25 protein-coding genes are annotated in these 22,610 nt (G+C 43.5%); 24 read left to right on the top strand and 1 reads right to left on the bottom strand.

Going from position 1 to position 22,610, the window contains the following annotated elements:
* Positions 1-13 precede the first annotated feature (13 nt).
* The 19 genes from AB1S55_RS02580 (at position 14) to AB1S55_RS02490 (ending at position 17,921) form a co-directional block, all read left to right on the top strand.
* Positions 14-4,600 carry an Ig-like domain-containing protein gene (locus tag AB1S55_RS02580; RefSeq protein WP_370980224.1) on the top strand — a complete coding sequence of 1,529 codons (4,587 nt, stop codon included), beginning with the start codon at positions 14-16 and terminating at the stop codon, positions 4,598-4,600.
* Between the two features lie 303 nt (positions 4,601-4,903).
* Positions 4,904-5,290, top strand: a complete 387-nt coding sequence (locus AB1S55_RS02575) for a hypothetical protein (protein ID WP_370980223.1) — start codon at positions 4,904-4,906, stop codon at positions 5,288-5,290.
* A 110-nt stretch (positions 5,291-5,400) separates the two neighbouring features.
* Positions 5,401-5,757: a hypothetical protein gene (locus tag AB1S55_RS02570; RefSeq protein WP_370980222.1), complete on the top strand. Its 357-nt coding sequence runs from the start codon at positions 5,401-5,403 to the stop codon at positions 5,755-5,757.
* A gap of 130 nt (positions 5,758-5,887) precedes the next feature.
* Positions 5,888-6,295, top strand: a complete 408-nt coding sequence (locus AB1S55_RS02565) for a DUF6678 family protein (RefSeq protein ID WP_370980221.1) — start codon at positions 5,888-5,890, stop codon at positions 6,293-6,295.
* A gap of 123 nt (positions 6,296-6,418) precedes the next feature.
* The gene (locus AB1S55_RS02560; protein ID WP_370980220.1) at positions 6,419-6,778 is read left to right on the top strand and encodes a hypothetical protein; all 360 of its coding nucleotides are present in this window, start codon (positions 6,419-6,421) and stop codon (positions 6,776-6,778) included.
* Between the two features lie 138 nt (positions 6,779-6,916).
* Positions 6,917-7,561 carry a hypothetical protein gene (locus AB1S55_RS02555; RefSeq protein WP_370980219.1) on the top strand — a complete coding sequence of 215 codons (645 nt, stop codon included), beginning with the start codon at positions 6,917-6,919 and terminating at the stop codon, positions 7,559-7,561.
* A 601-nt stretch (positions 7,562-8,162) separates the two neighbouring features.
* Complete coding sequence (locus tag AB1S55_RS02550; RefSeq protein WP_370980218.1) at positions 8,163-8,507, top strand: hypothetical protein; 345 nt, start codon at positions 8,163-8,165, stop codon at positions 8,505-8,507.
* A gap of 561 nt (positions 8,508-9,068) precedes the next feature.
* On the top strand, positions 9,069-9,368 hold the full coding sequence (locus AB1S55_RS02545) for a hypothetical protein (RefSeq protein WP_370979722.1): 300 nt from the start codon (positions 9,069-9,071) through the stop codon (positions 9,366-9,368).
* Between the two features lie 664 nt (positions 9,369-10,032).
* The gene (locus AB1S55_RS02540) at positions 10,033-10,485 is read left to right on the top strand and encodes a hypothetical protein (protein WP_370980217.1); all 453 of its coding nucleotides are present in this window, start codon (positions 10,033-10,035) and stop codon (positions 10,483-10,485) included.
* 678 nt (positions 10,486-11,163) lie between these two features.
* The gene (locus AB1S55_RS02535; RefSeq protein WP_370980216.1) at positions 11,164-11,748 is read left to right on the top strand and encodes a YbjQ family protein; all 585 of its coding nucleotides are present in this window, start codon (positions 11,164-11,166) and stop codon (positions 11,746-11,748) included.
* Positions 11,749-11,927: 179 nt separating this feature from the next.
* Positions 11,928-12,245, top strand: coding sequence for a transposase (locus AB1S55_RS02530; RefSeq protein WP_370980215.1), 318 nt, complete (start codon positions 11,928-11,930; stop codon positions 12,243-12,245).
* Complete coding sequence (locus tag AB1S55_RS02525; RefSeq protein ID WP_370980214.1) at positions 12,242-13,111, top strand: IS3 family transposase; 870 nt, start codon at positions 12,242-12,244, stop codon at positions 13,109-13,111. Before AB1S55_RS02530 ends, AB1S55_RS02525 begins: the two co-directional genes overlap by 4 nt.
* 37 nt (positions 13,112-13,148) lie before the next feature.
* Complete coding sequence (locus AB1S55_RS02520) at positions 13,149-13,535, top strand: hypothetical protein (protein ID WP_370980213.1); 387 nt, start codon at positions 13,149-13,151, stop codon at positions 13,533-13,535.
* A 137-nt stretch (positions 13,536-13,672) separates the two neighbouring features.
* Positions 13,673-14,017 carry a hypothetical protein gene (locus tag AB1S55_RS02515; protein WP_370980212.1) on the top strand — a complete coding sequence of 115 codons (345 nt, stop codon included), beginning with the start codon at positions 13,673-13,675 and terminating at the stop codon, positions 14,015-14,017.
* A gap of 117 nt (positions 14,018-14,134) precedes the next feature.
* Entirely contained in the window at positions 14,135-14,587 is a 453-nt protein-coding gene (locus tag AB1S55_RS02510; RefSeq protein ID WP_370980211.1) for a hypothetical protein, read from the top strand.
* Positions 14,588-15,944: 1,357 nt separating this feature from the next.
* Positions 15,945-16,310: a hypothetical protein gene (locus AB1S55_RS02505; protein ID WP_370980210.1), complete on the top strand. Its 366-nt coding sequence runs from the start codon at positions 15,945-15,947 to the stop codon at positions 16,308-16,310.
* 124 nt (positions 16,311-16,434) lie between these two features.
* Entirely contained in the window at positions 16,435-16,896 is a 462-nt protein-coding gene (locus AB1S55_RS02500) for a hypothetical protein (protein ID WP_370980209.1), read from the top strand.
* 53 nt (positions 16,897-16,949) lie between these two features.
* Complete coding sequence (locus AB1S55_RS02495; RefSeq protein ID WP_370980208.1) at positions 16,950-17,381, top strand: hypothetical protein; 432 nt, start codon at positions 16,950-16,952, stop codon at positions 17,379-17,381.
* A 27-nt stretch (positions 17,382-17,408) separates the two neighbouring features.
* Entirely contained in the window at positions 17,409-17,921 is a 513-nt protein-coding gene (locus tag AB1S55_RS02490) for a hypothetical protein (RefSeq protein ID WP_370980207.1), read from the top strand.
* A gap of 216 nt (positions 17,922-18,137) precedes the next feature.
* Here the strand turns inward: AB1S55_RS02490 and AB1S55_RS02485 are convergent, their stop codons facing one another.
* A complete protein-coding gene (locus tag AB1S55_RS02485; RefSeq protein WP_370979723.1) occupies positions 18,138-18,272 on the bottom strand; it encodes a hypothetical protein in 135 nt (44 codons plus the stop codon).
* Positions 18,273-18,490: 218 nt separating this feature from the next.
* Here AB1S55_RS02485 and AB1S55_RS02480 point away from each other — a divergent pair, with 218 nt between their 5' ends.
* The 5 genes from AB1S55_RS02480 (at position 18,491) to AB1S55_RS02460 (ending at position 22,489) form a co-directional block, all read left to right on the top strand.
* Positions 18,491-18,868 (top strand): hypothetical protein, encoded by a 378-nt coding sequence (locus tag AB1S55_RS02480; RefSeq protein ID WP_370980206.1) that lies wholly within the window; start codon positions 18,491-18,493, stop codon positions 18,866-18,868.
* Positions 18,869-18,996: 128 nt separating this feature from the next.
* Positions 18,997-19,506, top strand: coding sequence for a hypothetical protein (locus AB1S55_RS02475; protein ID WP_370980205.1), 510 nt, complete (start codon positions 18,997-18,999; stop codon positions 19,504-19,506).
* A 505-nt stretch (positions 19,507-20,011) separates the two neighbouring features.
* The gene (locus AB1S55_RS02470; protein WP_370980204.1) at positions 20,012-20,314 is read left to right on the top strand and encodes a hypothetical protein; all 303 of its coding nucleotides are present in this window, start codon (positions 20,012-20,014) and stop codon (positions 20,312-20,314) included.
* A 587-nt stretch (positions 20,315-20,901) separates the two neighbouring features.
* Positions 20,902-21,630, top strand: coding sequence for a TIR domain-containing protein (locus tag AB1S55_RS02465; protein WP_370980203.1), 729 nt, complete (start codon positions 20,902-20,904; stop codon positions 21,628-21,630).
* Positions 21,631-21,763: 133 nt separating this feature from the next.
* Positions 21,764-22,489 carry a hypothetical protein gene (locus AB1S55_RS02460; protein WP_370980202.1) on the top strand — a complete coding sequence of 242 codons (726 nt, stop codon included), beginning with the start codon at positions 21,764-21,766 and terminating at the stop codon, positions 22,487-22,489.
* Positions 22,490-22,610: the final 121 nt, after the last annotated feature.

Genomic DNA, 22,610 nt, shown 5'->3' with positions numbered 1-22,610 from the left:
AAAGACCCGCTCTATGCCTCAGGCAAGTAATTGCTCTGAAAATAAAAATAATGTTGAGGGACATATGTATATCAAGCATCCAAAGGCGCTTTTAGCTGCTGTCATTGGTTCTGTTGTTGCAAGTGGTATGGCCACTTCTGCTGCGGCCAAGGTTCAGGTAGATATCAATGCCAACGTGAAACACTCTGTAAATGGCGCAAACCAGTTTGAACGTGAACGCCGTATTACCATGCACGCTAGCCCTATCGAAAACGAATTTATCGGCGAAAAAGAGAAGTTAGACTACTTAATGGAACTCGGCGTGAGCTTCGGCCGCGATGCGGGTACCTCTATGTACTACTTCAAACAAACCGAAGGTGATACAACTCGCCCACCTGCAGCTGACGATGTGTTCCCTTGGGGGCACCTTGATGAGTTCAGCCGCGAAAGCCTAAATACACAGGTTGACGGCTACCACGCTAATCTTCAAAGCAAGTATGAAGATGCACAAGAATACTTTGATCGCACAGACTACATGATCGGTGCGACTCAGCCTCACCCCGCTTTTCCTAACTGGTCTACCTACAGTTGGTTTACCGCTGCGGAAGAGTCTGAAAACCCTTGGCGTCCGCGCACGATGGAGCAGACCTCTGACTGGGTTGCTGCATTCCTAGAAGAAGCTTATCTGCGTGATGTTGGCGATGATGCCAAACTTCCTATGCCTCACTACTGGGAAGTTGTGAACGAGCCAGACATGCAAATGAACACCACGGGCCCTGAAGGTCACGTGAATACTTGGGAAGAGTTATTCCGCTACCACAACGTGATGGCCGATACCATTCGTGAAAAGCTAGGTGATAAAGCACCTAAAGTTGGTGGTATGACTTGGGGCCTACACGATTTCCATAAAGGTGATGCGACCGCCTTTGGTGCGCCACGTTTACAGGGTGAAGCCTTGTTGACTGCGTTCTACGGTGCCGATAGCGACGACAATCAAGTATTAAAAGATCGTATCCGCAACGAAGTGTTTGGTCCTTCAGAAACCATGAACGACAGCGCAACAAGTCGTGACTGGTACCAGTGGGATGTGGTTTGGAAGCAATTCCTAGACACCGCTGGCGAAAACATGGATTTTTACTCAATTCACTTGTATGACTGGCCTCTATGGAACACTCAAGGCGGCAGCGTACGTACTGGTACTCACAGTGAAGCTGTAATGGATTTACTTGAGTGGTACGACGACAAGATGGTGCCTGGTCCTAAGAAAGAAGTCATCGTTTCAGAATTTGGTTCTGTAACGGGCTCTTATCAGACTCAAGGTACGACTATTGACCGCGCTCGTATGCGCTGGGAAAAGTTAAAGCCTTTCTCACAAATGCAGATGCAGTTCTTGGAGCGTCCTGACTACATCACTATGTCTTTACCTTTTGTTGTTGTAAAAGGTGCATGGGGTGATTTGGGCAAAGAACAGCCTTATAGCCAGTCTATCCTAGATCGTGATTACAGCACTTGTGAATCAACGGCAGATGCTTACACGAACTGTACTTGGAACTTTAACCCTACGATCCACTGGTATGAATTGTGGCGTGATGTTGAAGGTACTCGTATTGATACCTACTCAAGCGACCGTGATATTCAGGTTGATGCTTACGTTAACAACAACGATCAAAATGGTGAAAACCACTTGTACGTTATCGTTAACAGCATGGAAACCGTTGATACAGAAGTTGATTTGAGCTGGGCCGGTATTGATGGCAATGCAATTCAGAGTATTGAAATGCGTCACCTTTACCTAGACGAAGCAATCGATACTGATAACAATGTAAGCAATGGTACAGGTAAGCCAATTATGGCTGATGCCAGCCTAGCTTCTTTGCCAGAGTCTTTAGTAGTGGGCGCGGATGCAACCATTATTCTTGATATCGAATACGCTAGCGCAATCAATCCTTCGTTTAACAACAACGAAACTAAGTACAGCGCTGAGCCTCTAGCTGCAGCAGCACCTCATCGTGTTGACGCCAACGGTTCAAACATTACTGCTTACGTAAATGGTGTGACTAAGCCTGCTAAAGGTGAAGCTCAATTGCGTATTACAGGTGCTTACTTCCTTAGCCACTTCAGCCAAAGCGGTGTTGAGCGTTCAAGCTTAACCATCAATGGTAACGAAGTTGCACTTGATAACGACTTGCGTGGTGAAGGCCAAGACGGTCTTATCCTTTCTACTTTGGAATTCCCTTTCCCTGTTGAATACCTAGCTGCAGACGGCAACAACGTTGTTGAATTCAGCTTCTTGCCTGCTGGCCAATTGGCTTCAATGGCGATTCAGGTTTGGGATTTTGATACCGATATCGAGCGTTCAACAGCTGCTGAAGAAGTTGCTGTAACAGGTCTTAGTGTTGCTGAAAGTAGCCTTAACTTGAAAGTGTCTAAGTCACAAGCGATCACGGCTTCTTATGCTCCTGCTAACGCAAGCAGCAAAGTTGCTACTTGGACCTCTAACAACCCAAGCGTTGCATCTGTTGATGCTAACGGTGTTGTAACAGGTACCGGTGTTGGTAGCACTACTATTACTGCTTCTGCAGGTGGCGTAACTACAAATACCACTGTTACTGTGAGTGCTTTAACACCAGATAGCGTGGCGATTGTTGGTGTACCTAGTACGCTTTATGTTGGTTCTGAGAAGCAGCTTAGTGTTGCTGTTCGCCCAATTCATGCTCCTGATCGTTCAGTTACTTGGTCTGTAAGCCCTGCTTCTTTGGCTGAAATTGACCAAAGCGGTAACTTGATTGCTAAAGGCGAAGGTTCGGTTATGGTTGCAGCTGAGACCAGTAACGGCATTCGTACCAGTGTTAACGTAAACCTAGAAGTATTGATGCCAGATAGCATTGAGCTACTACCTGAAAGTACTTTGATGCCTAACGGTGATTCTTTACCTATTCAGGTAAATATTCAGCCTTCTAACGCTTCTTTACAGGACGTGAAATACGTTTCAAGCAACCCTGCTGTTGCTGAAGTGGTTGGTAATGACATCGTAGCCCTAAGCGAAGGTACTACAACCATCACTGGTACCATCGACGGCACACTGCTAAACGATACGGTTTCTGTTGAGGTAGTTAACCCTCAAGGAACTATGGTATGGCGTGAAGCCGAGAGCTTTGACGAAACCGGTGGTTCTACTGGTGGTTTTGAAGTGAATACGGCTGCTGGCAATATTAACTACAACCAAACTGGTGACTGGGCTGACTTTACTTGGAACTTCGAACATGCAGGTATTTACCAGTTTGCTCTAAGTTACGGTACTGCGATGGAGAGCTCTGGTATTGAAGTTCTTATCGATGGCGTTAGTAATGCATCTGCTCCACTAGCTATCACAGCTGGCTGGGATGCACATGTAGAGACGGTAATAAGTAACGCAATTAATATCCCTAGTGCGGGTACTCACACTGTACGCATCTTATCTGTTGGTGCACCTGGCGCCTTCCAGTGGAATGCCGATAAGATTGGTCTTCAGTTATTGAAAGCTTCAGCTTGTGCTCCTAACTGCCCAACTCCTAGCCCTATTCCTTCGGTAGAGCCTAGCGTTGAGCCTTCAGTAGAGCCAAGTGTTGAGCCTTCGGTAGAACCAAGTGTTGAGCCTTCGGTAGAGCCTAGCGTTGAGCCTTCAGTAGAGCCAAGTGTTGAGCCTTCAACTTCACCTAGCACGCCTCCTGTTGGTGGCAGTGTTGTGGTTGAGCTAGAAGCTTATACAAACACAGGCCGTGATGGCGCTGCAGTAGGTGGTGATACCATTAATGGCTTTAACGTTAATGGCGGCACTATTAACTACAACACCTCAGGCGACTATGCCGAATACACTGTAACAGTTGCACAAGCTGGTACTTACAACGTTGTTCTTGATGTTGCTTCGCCAATGACTGGTGAGCTAGGTGTTGCAGTAAGCCTTAACGGTGTGGAGATCGCTTCTTCTGGCCTAAGCCAAACTGGCGGCTGGGAAGCTTATGAAGCACAAACCGTTGCCTCTAACGTAGCGATTGCTGCTGGTACTTACACTCTACGTGTACAGAGCCAGGGTGCTTCAGCATGGCAGTGGAATGCTGACAAGCTAAGTCTAAACCTTGTATCTATCTCTGAGCCTAGCCCAGAGCCAAGTGTTGAGCCTTCGGTAGAGCCCAGCGTTGAGCCTTCAGTAGAGCCAAGTGTTGCACCTTCAAGCAACCCTGGTCAGCCAATTGTTGTTGAGGGCGAAAGCTTCGCTCAAACAGGTGGTACTCAAGATGGTTTCACTACTCGTACTTTCTGGGGGACAACCACCTTTGCTGATCATATCCTAACTGGTGGTTGGGCTGACTATAGCGTTACCTTCCCAGCTGATGGTGTATACGACCTAAGCTTTATCGCTTCTACAATGGAAGCTGGTGATAGTGCTGCGAAAATCTACATCGACGGTGTTGCTGTAGCAGAAACTGAGATCACTGGTAATAACCTCAACGTATTTGTTGAACATGATGTTGCTAGTGGCTTAGCTATTAGCGCTGGTGAGCACACCATCCGTGTTGAAGCAACAGGTTCTACTCTTAAGTGGCACTGGTTCTTCGATAAGATGACCTTCACCGCACAATAAATACCTTGCCCGACTTAGGTCGGGCTTTATAAGTCTTATTCCACTTTAATGGCCCGCAGCGTTTAGCTAGCGGGCCTTTTTTGTTTTTGGGCAAAGAAATAGATACCTAAAAAGCTGTGGATAGTGATATGCAGGAGCGATCCGCCTTTCACGCAGTGATGAAAAAATAAAATATGGTAAAGTGAGGGGTAACTGCCTACGTAGGCAAAGTGAGCGCTAGCTAAAGAGCGTGAAATATGGATTTATCTGTGTTTAAACATGGATTTATCGACTTAATAATATTGTTAACCACCAAGCAAAGTTATGGAACTAGAACAAGTAAGCTACAAGAACATAGAGTGTTTGTTTCGTCATCCAAACAGTCCCTCGCATTGGATTACACAAATAGACGACTTTGAGTTCATGGTGCCTGTAGAGATCTGGGGTCTTGGAGAATCTTCTAAAGATAAGGTCTGTGAAGTCTATTCTGGATTGCAGTCCTACATAAAACTTGCCCAATCATACTTAACAGAAAGTGGGCAGCATCGCGATCTCGGAATAGATAGCCCAGATTGGTATCCATTGTGGCTTGAAATAGAAAATATAGAAAGCAACGAAATTACAATTGCATTCCAACTCACTGGCGATGATTACGGTGAATGGAAGGTGAAATTTAAACATGGTGAGCCCACAGGTATGTGTCGTGAGTAGCCAAGTGGTTAACAAGTCAAAGCACGCGGACTTGGTAAAGCTGTCACCTTTTTTGTACCAAAAAAGCCGCCAACTTCACCAAGCCGGTGTTTGAGGCGTTATGCATCAAAATGAAAATTGAAACACTTATCGATAAAATAATAGCGGATAAAGAAGAAAATGGAGATTATCATTCTTGCGCAAGTGAGATGAATATTGAACTTCCCGAGCTGTTTAATTTGGTTTCAATTTATCTTGCTAAAGGCTTTATGAGTGGTCAAATATCTTTTAGCGATGCGGATTTTGCGATTAACGGTGTTTGGCCTGTAATGCTGGATTATATAATGGAAAACAAAGCTCCTTTGGTAGAGCCTTGCTACGCAATATATGAGGCATTTGACCAGGGCGAATATGATCATCAAGATGGCTGTGATCCCGTAGAGAAGCACACTAAACCTTTATTGGTTGAGGCATTAAAAAATGCATAACAAAGCGATCAAAAATCGCCAGCATGCTGGCTGGACCTCCGCTGCAACGCTCGTTTTGTGCTTGATAGCACAAAACAATCGTCACAGCTCCGGCCTTTTATAGCGGCGTTAAGTGCCTAAAGAGTCGAGTATGGAGCTAGATACTAAATCGAAATTGAAGCGATATATTGAGCGTGAAAATATTTCTAGTGTTCTAAACAACACTAAATGGGATCGCCTTTTTAAAGAGTTTCAGAAAATCGAGTTTACTCTAGATTTTCAACGTAAAGACTTAGATGAAACTGAGCCAAGCCCGGATTACTGGGATTCTGACCTATATCATGTCATGGGTGCTTGCGAGCAAATTGAGTGGCTTAACATTAGAGCTTTAATCTGTCGCCCTAAAGGGGCTTTGGTTAAACCGGAAATAGAAGATAACACTCAATTATTAATAACGGCATTGCGGCAATCTGGTGTACCTTATTGCATGCACAATGATGGCGTAAGAATTTATGGCTATTTGCGTTCAGGAGTTAGCCCTGAGTGGGTCAGCACTTAACAAGCGGCTCCACGCAGACGCCCAAACCTGCGCTCTTTTTGTGGGTTGCGCTGCGCTTACTTTACCACAAAAAGCTCTCCGGTTTGGGCGCTGGTGAGCCGGGCGTTATGAGCCGTCATAGATATGAAGCTAGTCGTCGACTTTATGACACCGAATAGAGCAAATAAGTTTGCTCGCTTATTGAGAAGGGAAGGAATACCTTCTTTTGTCGGGATATCCAGAGTTGGTCATCACCCAAACAGGTTTATCTGGGGGCAGCGTACATATGGCGTATGGGTGTTAGTCGAATCACAACACAGAGAAGCGCTAAGTTTGGCGGAAGGAAATGAGGTTAAAGTTTCCAACCCTTTGTCAGAAGAAGAAATGATTCTCGTCGAAAAACAGGCCATACGAAAAGACCGAATAACAATCATAAGGGACATTTCAGTTTTTTTTGTAGCTGTAATGGCTTTTGTAATATTTGTCGTCGTTGCTTCAAAGTAATGTGCCAGAGCTCATAACAAGCGGCTGCAGTCTGACCTCCACTGCGTCGTTTAATATGTGCTTTAATAGCACATATTAATCAACTCCGTTCCGGCAGCTGAGCCGGGCGTTATACAAAGAATCATCTTAGGGAAATCGATGTCAGCTTTAGAGAAACTTGCAGAAAAAGTGCCTGAAGAAGTGTATTTACAAGCAACGGATGTTAGTTTGAAGACTTTCCAGAAGTTGATTGCGCCAGTGACAGAAACTACGGATGGCTTGGGGAGATATATTAGGCAGCGGTTTGATAATATGGTGGCTATTGAGAAAGCATTAGCTGTGCATGCTCTAGAAAGGGCATGTAGTAAAGTTGATAAAATTGAACCGCTTGACCACCCTAAAAGTTTTATTGTTGCGTTAGATGAAGCATCAAAAGAAACTGATGAAGTCTTAAGTGAAATGTGGATCAACCTTTTATCATGCCAACTATCAAATAAGCCAATTAATCCAAGCTTTTCAAATACATTATCAAATCTAGGTAGAGACGATGCTATTTTGCTTGATTCAATTACTTCACGAACAGAATACTCAAAATATCATCAGCATGGAGCGCAAGATCTAGTTGATGAGTGGGTTATTTATCCCGATTCCTCGCCTCAACCTTGGAGTAATTCTTGTACATTATTATGTCAATTAAAATTAGCTGATGTAATAAATACACCAGAACATAAAAATTTACGGATTCTGGTGAGAACTAAAGCGGGAGATATGTTCCTTGAAGCTGTATCTGGAAGACTTGTATAACAAAGCCGTGCACCGGAACAGCAGTCCTTCGTTGCAATTTATGCACTTCGCTGCCGCTTCGTTAACATAAATTACAACTACAGACCGCTGTCCAGTGACGGCGGCGTTATGTGAAAATCGAGAACGAAAAATGAAATCCAAGATATTGGTGTTACTTATTCTCTTAATTTCATCTTTCAGTCATGCTGGAAGCCCTATATATATGGGCGCCGAAAGAAATGGGTTCGCAATATCAGTTGAGAGTGCTATAGATATAGCGCGACCATATTTTTATCAATCATTTAAGTTGCGAAATCCATCGAGTGAAGTTACGAAACAAGAATACATTGATAGTAAGTACTATCAAATATTCGTGTACTTGGACGAAGGAAAGTACCTAATATTTAGAGATTTTCCTAAAAAAATTCCGTCTCAACATTATGCTAGCCCAGTTGTCGTGGATATTTTCAGTGGAGCACTAAGTGAACCAAAGCAATCACATAACAAGTAAAGCCAGCATCGCCCCTTCGGGGCTGGACCTCCGTTTCGGCGCTTCGCGCCTACACTACGGCCGCTGCTTTAGGCGTTATATTTATTTGGATAATTCGAGGTATAAATCAAGATGATAAAGGTTGTATTTGTATTAGCAGTTTCTGTCTTCAGCGGGCTGGCGTTCGGAGAAAGATTTGATGGCATAATTAAAAAGGTAACAGAAGTCGGTGGCTATTCACAAACCTCTGATTTTGCTCAAAATCATTGTGTCATCTATTTTGATTCCGTGTTGCCTAGTGCGTGCACTAACAAAACACGAGGCATAGTATATTTAGATAAATCTGTAGGTAATGTTATGTGCTCTGTGGCTTTAAGCGCATTGGCTACAGATAAAAGTGTGAAAGTTTCGAGTTTCGACGACTGCGACCCTATTCATAACTCACCAATTTTGCGTTGGTTTAGCGTGCTGAAATAAATATAACAAAGCATTCTATCTGACACTGTAAGTTCCGCCTAATTTTGGCATTTCGCTTCGCTCAATTGTATGCCAAAATCAGGCTCCACTTACGGTGCAGCTAAATGCGGCGTTATACGTTACGGTGCATTTTTGATCGTGGGCTTAAGCTAAGGCTCATCGCCTCTAAGCTAAAAAAATACCCATCACGACATCTACGGCCTAAATACCAAATTCTAAGTTAATACTTTTCTTTCAGTTCCGTAGGCGCTCTGTTTTAACATCAGCAAAGCCCACTTGTGTCAGTGCCATTTGATCTACTTTAAATTACTATTCTAGAAATACCGTTAATCTGGTTCAGTGTATCGCGCTGAGGCGCTCGGGCAGGTCATTGGGGCATGTTTTATTAACCAGCCTGCCAACTTAAGGCTAGGCAAGTGCTCGTATAACAAAGCGTTCAACGCTCGCCGGCAAGCTGGCTGGACCTTCACTGCGTCGCTTAATATGTGCTTAAATAGCACATATTAATCAACTACGTTACGGCCCGTTAACGCGGCGTTATAAGTCAATGGAGATTCAAAAATGTCTAAATATGCAGTTCTATTTTTAGTTTTTTTTGCTTCCTTTTCGGTAGCTGAGACAATTAGCAAAGCGGGGAAAGTAAACAAGATTAGATCGGTATCGTCTAGTCATCCAAGTGTTGATCAATACGTTTCTGTATTTACTTTAATTCCAACACAGACTTCCTGCAAGTGGATTAAATTGGCTCCAAATAGCGATGCATATTTATCAACTCTCCTGTTTGCTAAAGCACAAAATTTGGATGTTTTGGTTTGGTACGATGATGAGTCTTGTCAAACTATCACGATTGAAGTTAAGTAACTTATAACAAAAAGTTCAACCTGACCTCCGCTGCGTCGCTTGTTTTTACGGTTTCACGCTACGCTACCGTAAAAACAACCAACTCCGCTCCAGCAGGTTAACTTGGCGTTATGCATCTATGAGATTTCTCGCCTTTTTAATAATGACTTTCGGTTTATGGCAAGCTAGCCATGCATGTTCTGTTGTCTTACAGAAACACCAGAAAAGCATTAAGTCAAATATAAAGTGGCAGTTTCAAAACGCGGATTACATCGGTTTCGTCACGGTTCTTGATGTCGAAAAGAAAGATGATGAATCACGAGCAACTTTAAAGCCGATTCGAACTTTCAAGGGCTCCGCTAGTACACTTACGACCGATTGGTATTCTGAAGCATATGGCTGCTCGTACATATTTGAAAAGGGAAACTCTTATATCGTATATGCAGCTAAACACGAGAGTAATTGGTCTGTATCAGCCTTTGGGCCATCTACTAATCTTTCCAACATCTCTCTCGATCACCTTCGCTTCGTTAGCAAGTATGGAGAGTAATGCATAACAAACGCATCAAAGTTCGCGGCATTCGCCGCTGGACCTCCACTGCGTCGTTTAAAGTGTGCTTTAATAGCACACTTTAAACAACTCCGTTCCGGCCCCTTATGCGGGCGTTAGGCTCGACTCAAAGATATGTGCTCCATTAAAGAAAAAACCGTATCAGAAATTATGTTGAATTTCGCGAGCGCCTTGGATTCAATATGGCCGCACACTTCAAGTGTTGAGCTAATTTGCTATGATCCATGGGAAGAGTTTAACGATTCTTTGTTTCACCATCTTGTTGTTGAGAGTCTAGCTTACAAATATGAGCTGCCCGTTGAGAAAGTGGGCTTGGTGTCCCTGGCGTATCCCTGGAAAAATAAATCAGAAATACGAGCCCTACATAAAAATGAGTCTTATAAATTTAGGCAGTTCGGATATCCTGGGGTCGACCTGTCAGGGGACGAAAATCAGTATTTTGGTAAAGGCGCAGCTCTAAATAAAGTCTCTGATATGAGATTTTCACATGCCTTATGCGAAGGAAGTCGAGGCATGGAGTGGTTCGAACGAGATGCACTTGACTATGAATATGTGCAAAAAGCCTAACAAGTTGCTCAAACATCGTTCCGGCCACAAGTGGCCTCCACTGGACGCCCATTGCTACGCTTCTTTTGTGCATTTGCTTCGCAAATTATTGCACAAAACCAGCTACGCAATGTGCGCCGTTTAGCAAGGCGTTACCTACCACTCCATGAATTGCCCAAACTGCCACAACAAAGCCAAACGATCTATACGCCTTTCTGCAAGCAAGATTGATGTAGCAGGTATCGTGGTTGTTGTATTGTTCATATCACTACCAGTTTACTTTGTAAGCTACATGCTCAACGAGGCGTTCTTTCATTTCGCCTCTCAAGCTCAAGCAAAAATCGATTCAACGATCATGTCTAAACTTGTGGCTATGGAGGTAGTTGGACACCTCGTATTCTTTATGTTTATTTACTACAAGTTTCTACTCAAGTTTGGCCTTAAACTAGCGCAATTCATCAGCTATTTCGTCAACTACAATTTCTCCGTTACATACAACTGTCAGCCCTGTAACTATCAAAAGCTAAGCATTAACCTTCCACACGAGCCAAGTAGGTAACAAGCCGCTCAAGGCTCAGCAGCTAAAGCTGCTTGGGACCTCCACTGCGTTGGTCGTTTTTGTGCTTTAATAGCACAAAACCAACCACCACAGCTCCGGCCCCTTAGCGGGGCGTTATATTTTCGATAGAGTGAGTGCCAATGGCAAAATGTAAAGAATGCAAAGGAAGCTTTGGGTTGCTAGAGCTTAAAAATGGCACATGCAAGTCTTGCATCAATAAGAAGACCCCTCCGTGCGCAAAATGCGGTAAGAACTTCGACGAGAAGGAATTATCTGATGGCTATTGTGCACCGTGCCTAAAAAAGGTGCTTGATCGAAAAGCGCAGGAAGCAGAAGATCGAAAAAGGCATGAAAAATCACGGGAGCTTGAAGCACTCTCAGAAAATGAGCTTCAAGATATCGTTTTGACAACTGAAACATCCCCAGATCTCGAGATAGAAGAGCGGATCGAAATTATTACGGCCGAATGTGCATTTGGCATGAATATTTTCAAAGACCTATTTGCAGGTGTACGCGATATCGTAGGAGGTCGAAGTAAAGCAACTCAAGGTGTGCTTCGCGATGCTCGAAAGACGGTATTAAGCGAGCTACGAAAAGAGGCTTATTCGATTGGCGCTAACGCAGTGATAGCAGTAGACCTAGATTACAATGAGTTTTCTGGTGGCGGTAAATCTATGCTGTTCGTTGTCGCATCAGGAACCGCAGTGAAGGTAAAAAAAATATAACAAAGCCTTCAACCCTCGCCAGCAAGCTGGCTGGACGTCCACTGCGTTGTTTCTTTTGTGCTATTCAGCTACGCTGGCACAAAATCAACAACTACGTTCCCGCCGGTTAAGGCAGGCGTTAGCACCCCGAGTTACCCACGAAAAGTAGACACCTCATTCCCACCTGATGAGGTTTAACTATGACCAAGAAAACGAAGAACAAATACAACCATTACACCGAAGATTTTCGTCGAGAGGCTGTGCGCCGATCCGAGGGCCCCGACACTTCTGCTGCCGAGGTCGCTAGAGAATTGGGTATTCACCCTGGGCAGATCTACAATTGGCGACGTCAATATAAGCGACTATCTGATAAACAGTTCAATACGGTGGGTGGTGTGGATTACTCAAAACAAGAAAGTGAAGAGGTGCGTGCGTTAAAACGCCAGATCTCCGACCTAAAAGAAGAGAATGAATTCCTAAAAAAGGCGACGGCATACTTCAGCAAGCCAAACTGGTGAGGTATGCCTATATTGAATCGCTTAGGGATGAGTTTTCAGTCAAGAAAATGGTCAAGTGGTTGAAGGTCAGTCGATCTGGCTACTATAAATGGCGTGTCCGCCAGCCTAGTTTCCAGCAGGAATATCGAGAGCTGGTCCGCGATGCAATATGCGACACATTTTCAAGACTTAAGGCCCGCTATGGCGCTCCTCGTTTGACGCTTGAGCTAAACGAAGCCGGTATTGCGTGCTCGGTTAATCATGTCGCTAAATTGATGTCTGAAGCGGGTTTAAAGGCAAGAAACGGTAAAAACTTCCGATATAGCCCTGACGGATCAACCATCAACAACGTGTCGGCCAACATACTAAATCGCGACTTCACCGCATTAAGGCCTAATGAGAAGTGGGTTTCCGATATTACCTATATTCCGATTCAAGGGGGCCATGTTTACTTGGCGGTGATCATGGACTTGTTCTCAAGAAAAATTATAGGCTGGTCACTCGACAAAACAATGACGACACAATTGATTATGGACGCTCTGAATATGGCTACTGCGAGTCGTCAGTGTGAGCCAGATTTACTGCTTCACTCAGATCAAGGAGTGCAATACCGCTCAAGCGAATACGTACTTGCTATGCATGACGCGAATATCACACCAAGTATGAGCCGCCGAGGCAGCTGTTGGGATAATGCAGCCATGGAGTCATTCTTTTCTCGGCTGAAGGTCGAAGAAGTATTCGGTCAATCGTATCGAAATTTTAAAGAGGTATATTCGAGCGTATTCGAATATATAGAAATGTTTTACAATCGAGTACGAAAACATTCATCGATTGACTACGCTAGTCCCGCTGAATATGAACAATATTATTACGAAGAGTGCGCTTAATACGGTGTCTACTTTTTGTGTGTAAGACCAGTTCCCTATGCATATAGAACACATAAATATAAGTGCACCTAAACGTATTATTGAAAAAGAAAAAACGTTCTTTTGTACAGTATTTAACTTAGAAGTGGGCTTTAGACCGGATTTTTCTAGATGCGGTTACTGGTTGTACGCACACGATAAAGCAGTGATTCATTTAACTGAAAGCGAAGAACATTATTCAACCAGTAAACCTAGCTACATTGATCATATTGCATTTCAACTGACTGGATTGAAGCAAATGCTTCAAAAACTAACCGAGCTTGATATAAGCTTCACGACAGATTCGTTACCTCAAATAGGTATGACTCAGGTATTTTTTAAGTCACCTGCTGGTGTTGGCTTGGAAGCTAACTTCGTGAATGAAGCTTTGACCTCGGTAACCTAACAAAGCGTTCAACGCTCGCCAGCAAGCTGGCTGGACCTTCACTGCGTCGCTTAATATGTGCTTAAATAGCACATATTTATCAACTACGTTACGGCCCGTTAACGCGGCGTTATATTTAAATGGAGATGTACCTATACATGAAATTTAAGATTTACTATTTACTTATTTTGTTATTCCCGGTGAGCGTAAACGCTGCTACATATGTGTCTGGCGTTTCGACTACAATTACACGTATTGACACACATCATTATGGTAAAGCAGATGGGGATGTGAGAATTAGCGTGTCGGATTCGGTGCCGGGTTGCGAATCTGGTTACTTTATCACTGCAGATAGTCAAAGCATAGAAAAGGCATTGAGTATCGCTTTATCAGCTTATCATAGCGGAAGTAAAGTCGTTATTGGCGGGCAATCGGGTATTCAATGGGATGGTACTTCACGTACTGATTACTGTCATGTCCATTCAATTAGTTTGTCTAAGTAAATATAACAATACGTGCCAGTCGGACAGTTTGTTCCGTGGCTCTTTTTGTGCTGGTCGCTATGCTAGCACAAAAAGCCACTCTACAAACTGCCGCTGCACTCTGCGTTAGATGCCCCCATGATCGAAAGAAATCAGCGAGACCAATACGCGCAATTATTAAGAGATTTCCTACAAGGAAAGATTAATAACTTTGACTACGATGATGCGTACAATGAAATAGACTTCGAATCAGACGAGGCTATCAATCAGATATATTGTGACGTTTGGCACTATTACTGTGACCTTCGTAAGCATAAGCTCACTGATCCAGGTTGGGGCTTTGATTCGAAAGAGAGCAGAAGGGTAATCATCCGATTTATCCTGTTTCTTCACAGTAATCTTGAATATGAGTGGCCTATTGCTTCTCTTAAAAATACATTGCTCAAGATCTTAACCCTAGGCGCTTACCCTCGCCAGCCAGCAGGTCATGATAAGCCAACAGGGGATCAGTCCGTTTGGCCATTCTATAGGAGCAGTGATTATGAGCAGGCACTATCCAACCCTAGGTTCCTAAACGGGCACTGCATCTAACAATGCCTTCAACCCTCGCCAGCAAGCTGGCTGGACGTCCACTGCGTTGTTTCTTTTGTGCTATTCAGCTACGCTGGCACAAAATTAACAACTACGTTCCCGCCGGTTAAGGCAGGCGTTGTGGGGCGGTCGATAATTCTTTTTTTGGTCAGTAATGTGCGTTCTTTTAATGCCTTCTACTTTCGTAGTTACACGGTATTTAACTAAGCATTAAATTGCTATCTCGGCAGTGTTATTCTGGTGCCATCTTCACTATCGCGTGATGCCCACATTTGCGTTATGGCGGTGGTATGCCACTAAGTGAGTGCATTTATTCTTAGGCTTCGGTAATCTTTCACTATTAAACTAACCGTGGGCTGCGCTTTCGCTTCGCCAAGGTGCTAGTAGCTGGTTTTTCCTGCCGCTAGCCCCCAACAAGGTAATCAGCTGGACTCCGCATTGCGTGGTTCGCTTTCAGCTCACTTTACCACGCAAAGCTCCACCAGCTATTGCGGTGTTATTTGGCTACAACTAGGAAAGAAGAAAGATAATGCTATTTTGGGCTGCAATTTTCGCATTCGGAATACCACTATTAATATTTATCGTTCAGACACTCAAATCGAAGAGTAAAGACGACGATCGCTTAAAGGCTATACGTAACCGCCTTAACGAAATAGAACAAAATAAGCTTACAACTAGCATCAGCTCTAAAAGAGCAAAGATCGAAGCTAAGCAAACCCAAAATAAAACGAGGTAGGCATTGTGGCCCGCCAAATAACAAAGCCTTCAACCCTCGCCAGCAAGCTGGCTGGACGTCCACTGCGTTGTTTCTTTTGTGCTATTCAGCTACGCTGGCACAAAATCAATAACTACGTTCCCGCCGGTTAAGGCAGGCGTTAAATTTGCATATATATCGGAGTATTAAGTGAGAATAATTTTATTTACACTCTTATTGACAGTTTGCTCAATAGCTTCAGCAATACCGGTTAAAGGGACTGTTAGTCGTATCTACCCATCTAGCACAAGTGAGAAAATCAATTTCAAGTTGGTAACCTCAGATTGTAGTGGGTCTCCCTATTATTCATTCCCAATAAACACAGAAATTGGTAAGGCTAACTATTCGTTGTTGTTGGCTGCCGCGACAACGGGAGCTGAGATTGTTGTGGCTATTAGTGCTTGTCCTCCTGCAGGGGAGAACGTGAAGGTTCAGTACATTTATCAAGACTTCTCGTCTAACTAAAAATTTAACAAGGCAATCCAGCAATAGCCACTTCGTGGCTAGGACAGCCTAGCCGTCGCTCGTTTTGTGCATGGCTTCGCCATTGTCGCACAAAACAATCAACAACTAGTCTGCCGCTGATTGCGGCGTTAAGCTCTCATGTATTTAGATATCTACCTAACGATCGCAGCAGTACTAGTAGAGTTTGGGCTGCCCTTAGCTCTAATTTACATTTCCATAAAAATCCCAACGAAACGTTATCTAACACTCCCTGTGCTAGGTTCTGTTCTGCCCTTTGTTTTGTTTATGCTTATTAGCGTTATAGGGGATTTTCTTATCCCGTCCAACGAGCCAAGCATGGTTTCAGCTGGCTTTGTAATGGGGTTTTTCTTTTATGCAGTGTTAGTTATTCTTGGGGCTCTAATTGGTTTGTTTGTGCCTCGTAATCTAGGCGCGTTATGGCGCTTCTTGTTGGCATTATTAATAGCTCCAGTAATTGGTCTAGTAGTGGTAGCTACCATCTAAGCTTAACAAGCCGCTCAAGGTTAAGCAGCTAAAGCTGCTTGGGACCTCCACTGCGCTGGTCGTTTTTGTGCTTTAATAGCACAAAATCAACCATCACAGTTCCGGCCCCTTAGCGGGGCGTTAAATGACTATGCGCGAATTTCTCATTCTATCAGTCAGCATACTATTTTCGGGCCTTGGGTTTCTTCTCCCTGAAGATCAGTTGCTCATGATGGCGGGTGAAAGTGGAGAGTTGTTTAAGCCGGTATCATCCGGCTCAGAAGATCCGTTTTTAATAAAGGTGGCGCTGGGCTCATATGTTCTAACGGGTGTTTTTTCCGCAGTAAGTTTATTTGTCGGTAAGGGCCGCAGGTACATTTTTCGTATTTACTTGGGGAATGGCGCGTTCTATATTTTGGTAATGGCACTTGCTTCAATAGACTCAAGTGTGTTTGCTGCGGCACAATCTGGCAATTGGTTGCCACTTGGGCAGCTAGCTCTCTGGTTGGTGGCATTGCTGGTAGTAATTGGTACGTCATTTAACAAGGCCATGTACAGCGAGCTACTTTTCCGTCGTTTGAATTTATGGCGAAAAAGACTGCCATAAATCAAACACTACAAAGCAGCCGCGTAATGGCGGCGTTATAAGCCAATACGAACATGCATCTTGCCAATTTCAAAGTAGAAGATACCGCAAGCTCAATTGAGGTTGAGGGGAGTCATCGTGACCTTCACAACAACTTCCTGTTCTATGCGTTGGATTACGATATAGCCAATCGTGAAATTCGATTGAGATGGCGTCTACGAGACGCGGACTGGGTTGCAGGCGATGACCCAGAATACTTAGATCTCATTTTTCAGTCTGTTTCCCTTTTTAAATCTAAAGAAAGAGACTTGGATAGTCCATACAGTGAAGATGACTGTTTAAGTACAATTGGTTTTATTGGCAACGATATGATCGAGGATGTCGAATCATATTCATATACCTCACCAAGCAACGAGGCCAGCCATTTAAATATTTCATTTATGTCTGGTTTCGCAATAAAAGTAGCATCAGGTAGCGCCAAGTGTATTCAGGGCAGCAGCTTATAACAAAGCCATCAACCGGAGCTCCACTGCGTGGCTCAATTTTGTGCTTTAATAGCACAAAATCAACCCACTCTGTTCCGCCCGGTTATGGCGGCGTTATACGCGCACCTGAATATGACTTTTTATTTCTATTTACCTTACATTTTAATTTTTATAGCTATCGTTGGGATTTCTTCTTATCTTCTTTCAAAGAAAGAAAAGGATTCTCTGGCAATAACAATTACGTTCTTGGCTGTTACAATCCCATTGGCGGCTCTTTTCGTAAAATATGATTGGGACATGAAAGTAGAATTTATAGAAAAATCTAATAACGAAGCTTATGAGCTAATAGGTAATGTTGAGGAGCTAAATAAGTTTAATGGTAAGCTCATTTTTTATATCGATAAAGAGCAATTTGATATTAGCTATTCGCCTTACTTATGTTTAGGTAAGAAGGGCTTTGTTGAAAAAGGGCAGAGAGTAAAGATTAAGTATATTAAAATGTCTTACCCTAAATCTACAAAATCGTGGAATTGTGTTATATCAATAGATTACATATCGTAATGTTTGTATCATTGTTTTTTTAAAATGCGTATAACAAGGCGCTCAAACAGCAACGCTCCTGCGGCGCGTTGCTTCGGACTCACATTAGTGTGGTTCGGCTTTCGCCTCACTTTACCACACTAATGTTCGCCGTTTAGCTTGGCGTTGTACGTCACGCGATATTTTTCGACGCGCCCGCAAAGATTAAATCACTGCCTCTAAGCAACACCAATCGTACTACTTTCCCGTAAAGTCTTGGCTTTCAAAGTCCGCATTATCTTCAAATTCACTTAAGGTAGCTTCAGCTTTATCCCTTTGTTCAACTAGCTCGCAGCGTGCGCTGGCAAGTGCAATACTGGCGGTTAAGTCCACATGGCTTCGTGCCAATCAAAGCTTGGCAGGGTGCGCTGAGGCGCATGTAGGTACAAAGGGGCACGCAGTTGGCTACATTGTGCAGGCGGGTAGGGTGTTTTCGGTTTAAACGTACAACAAAGCAATCAAGCGGACTTCCACTGCGTAGGCCAATTTGTGCTTTAATAGCACAAATTAACCAACTCCGTTCCGTCCGCTTATTGCGGCGTTATAAGCCTATGAAAAAGATCTTAACAACCTTCTGCTTGATGGCTTTTTCAGGTATTACGCATTCAGAAATACTGAAGGGATTATTCCTTACAAACGACCAAGGTGCTCTGTACGAAAACACCCTAATTACCTGCCTAGATAATGAAGTTGTATATCTTTATGGTAAGGGCGCTAATTATGACGATCTAGTCTCCTACTACTTCTCGGCGAACGACAAGCTCAATAAGTACGGGGAACTCTACGTAGAGCTTGATGTTGTCGAGTACGAACAGATCGATAAAGTTAAATACCCAAAAGACCACCACGATTCTACAGCCGTAGTAATAGCAGTTCTTAAAAAAGACCCTTCGCATGCGGTAGTTGCCACTTGTAAGGGCGGCGTATAACAAAGGCATCAAGGCTCGCCAGCAAGCTGGCTGGACCTACACTGCGTCGCTTAAAGTGTGCTTAAATAGCACACTTTAACCAACTCCGTTCCGGCCCCTTATGTCGGCGTTAGAACTCAAGGGAAGATATGACACAGATAACTTATTTGGCAGTTTTCATTAGACTGTTTTCGGTATTTCTTTTTCTTTATAGCCTCAGGCAATTGGGAACCGTAATTGAGTTTGTTCTATTTGGAACATATGGAGGTCTTGGCGCAACGATATTGGTTCCGATATTATCAAGTGTACCGTGGCTTGTTACCTCAATTGTTCTTTGGTTTTTCCCTACTGTTATTTCAAAGAAAATAATCGGGTCTTCTGATGATCAAGTAGAGGGTTCTTTGTCCGCCAAATCACTTTTATCGGTGCTCTTATCTGGGCTCAGTGTATATTTTCTTTATTATGCGTTGGTAGATTCGATCTATTGGTTCTCTTATTGGCGGCTTCTGCCGCAACAAGCTGAGATGGGATACCCTACAACAATGAGCGCCGATAGTATTGCAAATGTATATGCAACCATCTTCGAAGTAGTGGCTTCTTTGTGTATTTTATTAAATTCCAAAAAGCTAGCTGGCAGCATTCGAAATTTCGGTGGGTAAAGTTCTAACAAGGCAGTCAAATTGACAGCTATTCCGTCGCCTGTTTTGGTGGCGGTCGCTACGCTGCCACCAAAACAACCAACTACATAGCTGCAATTTACTGCGGCGTTGTGGGGCGGTCGATAATTCTTTTTTTAGTCAGTAATGTGCGTTCTTTTAATGCCTTCTACTTTCGTAGTTACACGGCATTTAACTAAGTATTAAATTTCTATCTCGGTAGTGTATTTCTGGTGCCGCTTTAACTATCGCGTTATGCCCGCATTGGCTCAGTAGCGGTGGTATGCCACTAAGGTAGTGCATTTATTCTTCGGCTTCGGTAATCTTTCACTATTAAATTAACCGTGGGCTGCGCTTTCGCTTCGCCAAGGTGCTAGTAGCTGGTCTTTCCTGCCGCTAGCCCCCAACAAGGCAATCAGCTGGACTCCGCTTTGCGTGGTTCGCTTGCAGCTCACTTTACCACGCAAAGCTCCACCAGCTATTGCGGTGCTATAGGTCTTAAGGGGAAATGGGGCTTCGTTTATCCAAGCTATACATATTGTTGGTGGTATTTAGCGTTCCGTTTAATTACTTGTTGGGCTATATTTATCCATCGCTGAATATGTTCGAGTTCACCATTATTGAGGCAATATTGTGTTCCGCAATAGTTGTGTTGCTGGTGTTCGCTATATCGGGTCTCTTGGCTGGATTGCTTGGGCTAATGCAGCGTAAGAGCTTCCCCTATATTCAGGTATTTATTGGTTCTCTGTGGTTGTTGGCTCATTTGATTCCTTTTGTAGGTATGTATGTACTTGAGCCATCAGTCCTATAACAAACCGGTGCAGAGCGAGCGCCTTACTCTACGTTTTTTGCGTGTCCTCGCTGCGCTCGATATTAACACGCAAAAAAGCTCCGCTGCAGGCGCCGCCTGACCGGGGCGTTAGGTGTATATGAACGTCACCTTTATGAGGATCACAGAGTTTTCTTTTCCGCTTGTCATTATGATTAGTGGAATTTTGGTATGGGAGCCTATTTTGTTTGGTTTGGAATACCCTTGGAATATGGTGGTTACTTTTATCTCGGGTTATATTCCTACTTTGGCTTTTAACGCCTACATTCCAGCAAAGTGCCCAAATACACTTTGTCAAAAAAACACACTATACAAAGAGCAGCTTTTCCCGAGTATTACATCAAATTGTTACAGGTGTAAAAACTGTAAAAAGAAATTTTCCTATAAATGGGGTGGGCTACGTGAATCTAGCTAAAAAACACCTAACAAGCCGCTCAAGGTAAAGCAGCTAAAGCTGCTTGGGACCTCCACTGCGCCGGTCGCTTTTGTGCTTTAATAGCACAAAACCAACCATCACAGTTCCGGCCCCTTAGCGGGGCGTTATAAATCACCTACATTAGGAGTAATCGTTGAAACCAAAAGTGTTTGTAGCTTCTTCTGTTGAAGGGCTTGATATTGCTTATCCATTGCAGGTAAATCTTCAGCATGACGCTGATATTACGATATGGAGTCAGGGTGTGTTCTCGCTATCTATTACACCCTTAGATTCAATTACGGAGGCACTGGCTTCATCGGACTTCGGTATTTTTGTGTTTTCTCCTGATGATGAGACAAAGATGAGAGGAAGTGTTTCTGATACTGTAAGGGATAACGTTTTATTCGAGTTGGGACTTTTTATAGGTAAGCTCGGGAAGAGACGTTGCTTTATTGTGATGCCCGATAATATTGATATTCATGTACCTTCCGATTTGGTTGGTGTTTCCCCTGCAAAGTATTCCGGGGAGCGGGAAAAATCTGAGATAGCAGCTGCACTCGGGCCTGCTTGCCACGAGATTAGGCAAGCAATGAAATTGCAAGGTTTATATAAAGAGCCAATAACGGAATCAAAGAAAATACCCGCAAATGATCACGACAACTTCGACGACAACGACAAGCTGGTTCTACTTGAATCGTGGTTGCATAATGAAGCACCCGAAGGTGAAGCGATAAAATATACGGATATTGATAATCAACTTAAGTTAGAGCTTGGTTCAGCTAAGAAGCTATTACCGGAAGTTTTTAGTAGAAACTCGATTTATAGTATCGATTTGTCTGGTAGTAATGTTTTCAAATTTTCAGTGGATCGCAGTTACTACTAGAGAAATTTATAACAAAGTTGTCAAATTGACAGTTTTTCCGTCGCTCCTTTTTGTGCTTAATAGCACAAACGGGCTCCTCCAAAACTGCAATTTACAACGGCGTTAGCCATACGAAGAGAATCGAGAAATAAACATGTTTGATGGACCAATAGGGTTAGCCACTGAGATAGTGGAAAGCTGGATGAAAGGAGGGAAAGCTCTCCGATATACGATTGCGGGAGCAATTTTTCTCGTTGGTGCAGCAATGGTTTTTGTTGTTCTAGGTGAGGCGCAATTAACTGACAAAAAATTTGCAGAGATTGTTTCAGCAAGCTTAGGAGTAGTTGCAGCAATACTTGCGTTTGGTGTCATCTCTTATCAGCGTGCACTAGAAGCTTCGCAGCAGCATAAAAAAATCGAAGAAGTAGAAAGGCGGTACGAAGAAAATCCGAAAGAAACCCAAGCTGCTTGGGATTTGGCTAGGGTAAAACTAGAAAGCTACCTTAATAGGAATATCAACCAAGTTAGAGCTATTTTCTGGCTAACGGTGTTAGTTATGACGTTTGGCTTTATTTTGATTGGTTACGGCGTTTTTCACGTTTACGAGTCACCGGAAAACTTTAAGCCTTCTATAGTTGTAGCGGTAAGTGGAATTTTGGTGAACTTTATTGGCGCTACGTTTTTAGTGATCTACAAATCCACCATGCAACAGGCCAAAGAGTACATGGGTATAATCGAGCGTATTAATGCAGTAGGTATGTCAGTTCAAATCTTAGAAAACCTTGGGGAATCTAACTTAGAGCTAAAAGAAAAAACTACCGCGGAGTTGTCAAAGCAGCTCCTGCAACTATACACAAAACCCATGAGTAAAAATGGCTAACAAGCCGCTTCAGTCTGACGGCTGGTACTACGCGCCTTTTGTGTTACTCGCTGGCGCTCAAACATTAACACAAAATACGCTCCATACCAGCCGCAGCTGAGCGGGGCGTTATAGGGCCATA

This window comes from Agaribacterium sp. ZY112 (genome assembly GCF_041346925.1).
Taxonomy (GTDB): domain Bacteria; phylum Pseudomonadota; class Gammaproteobacteria; order Pseudomonadales; family Cellvibrionaceae; genus Agaribacterium.
The sequence above is the reverse complement of the archived record's forward strand: the minus strand, read 5'-3'. Positions and strand labels throughout refer to the sequence as shown.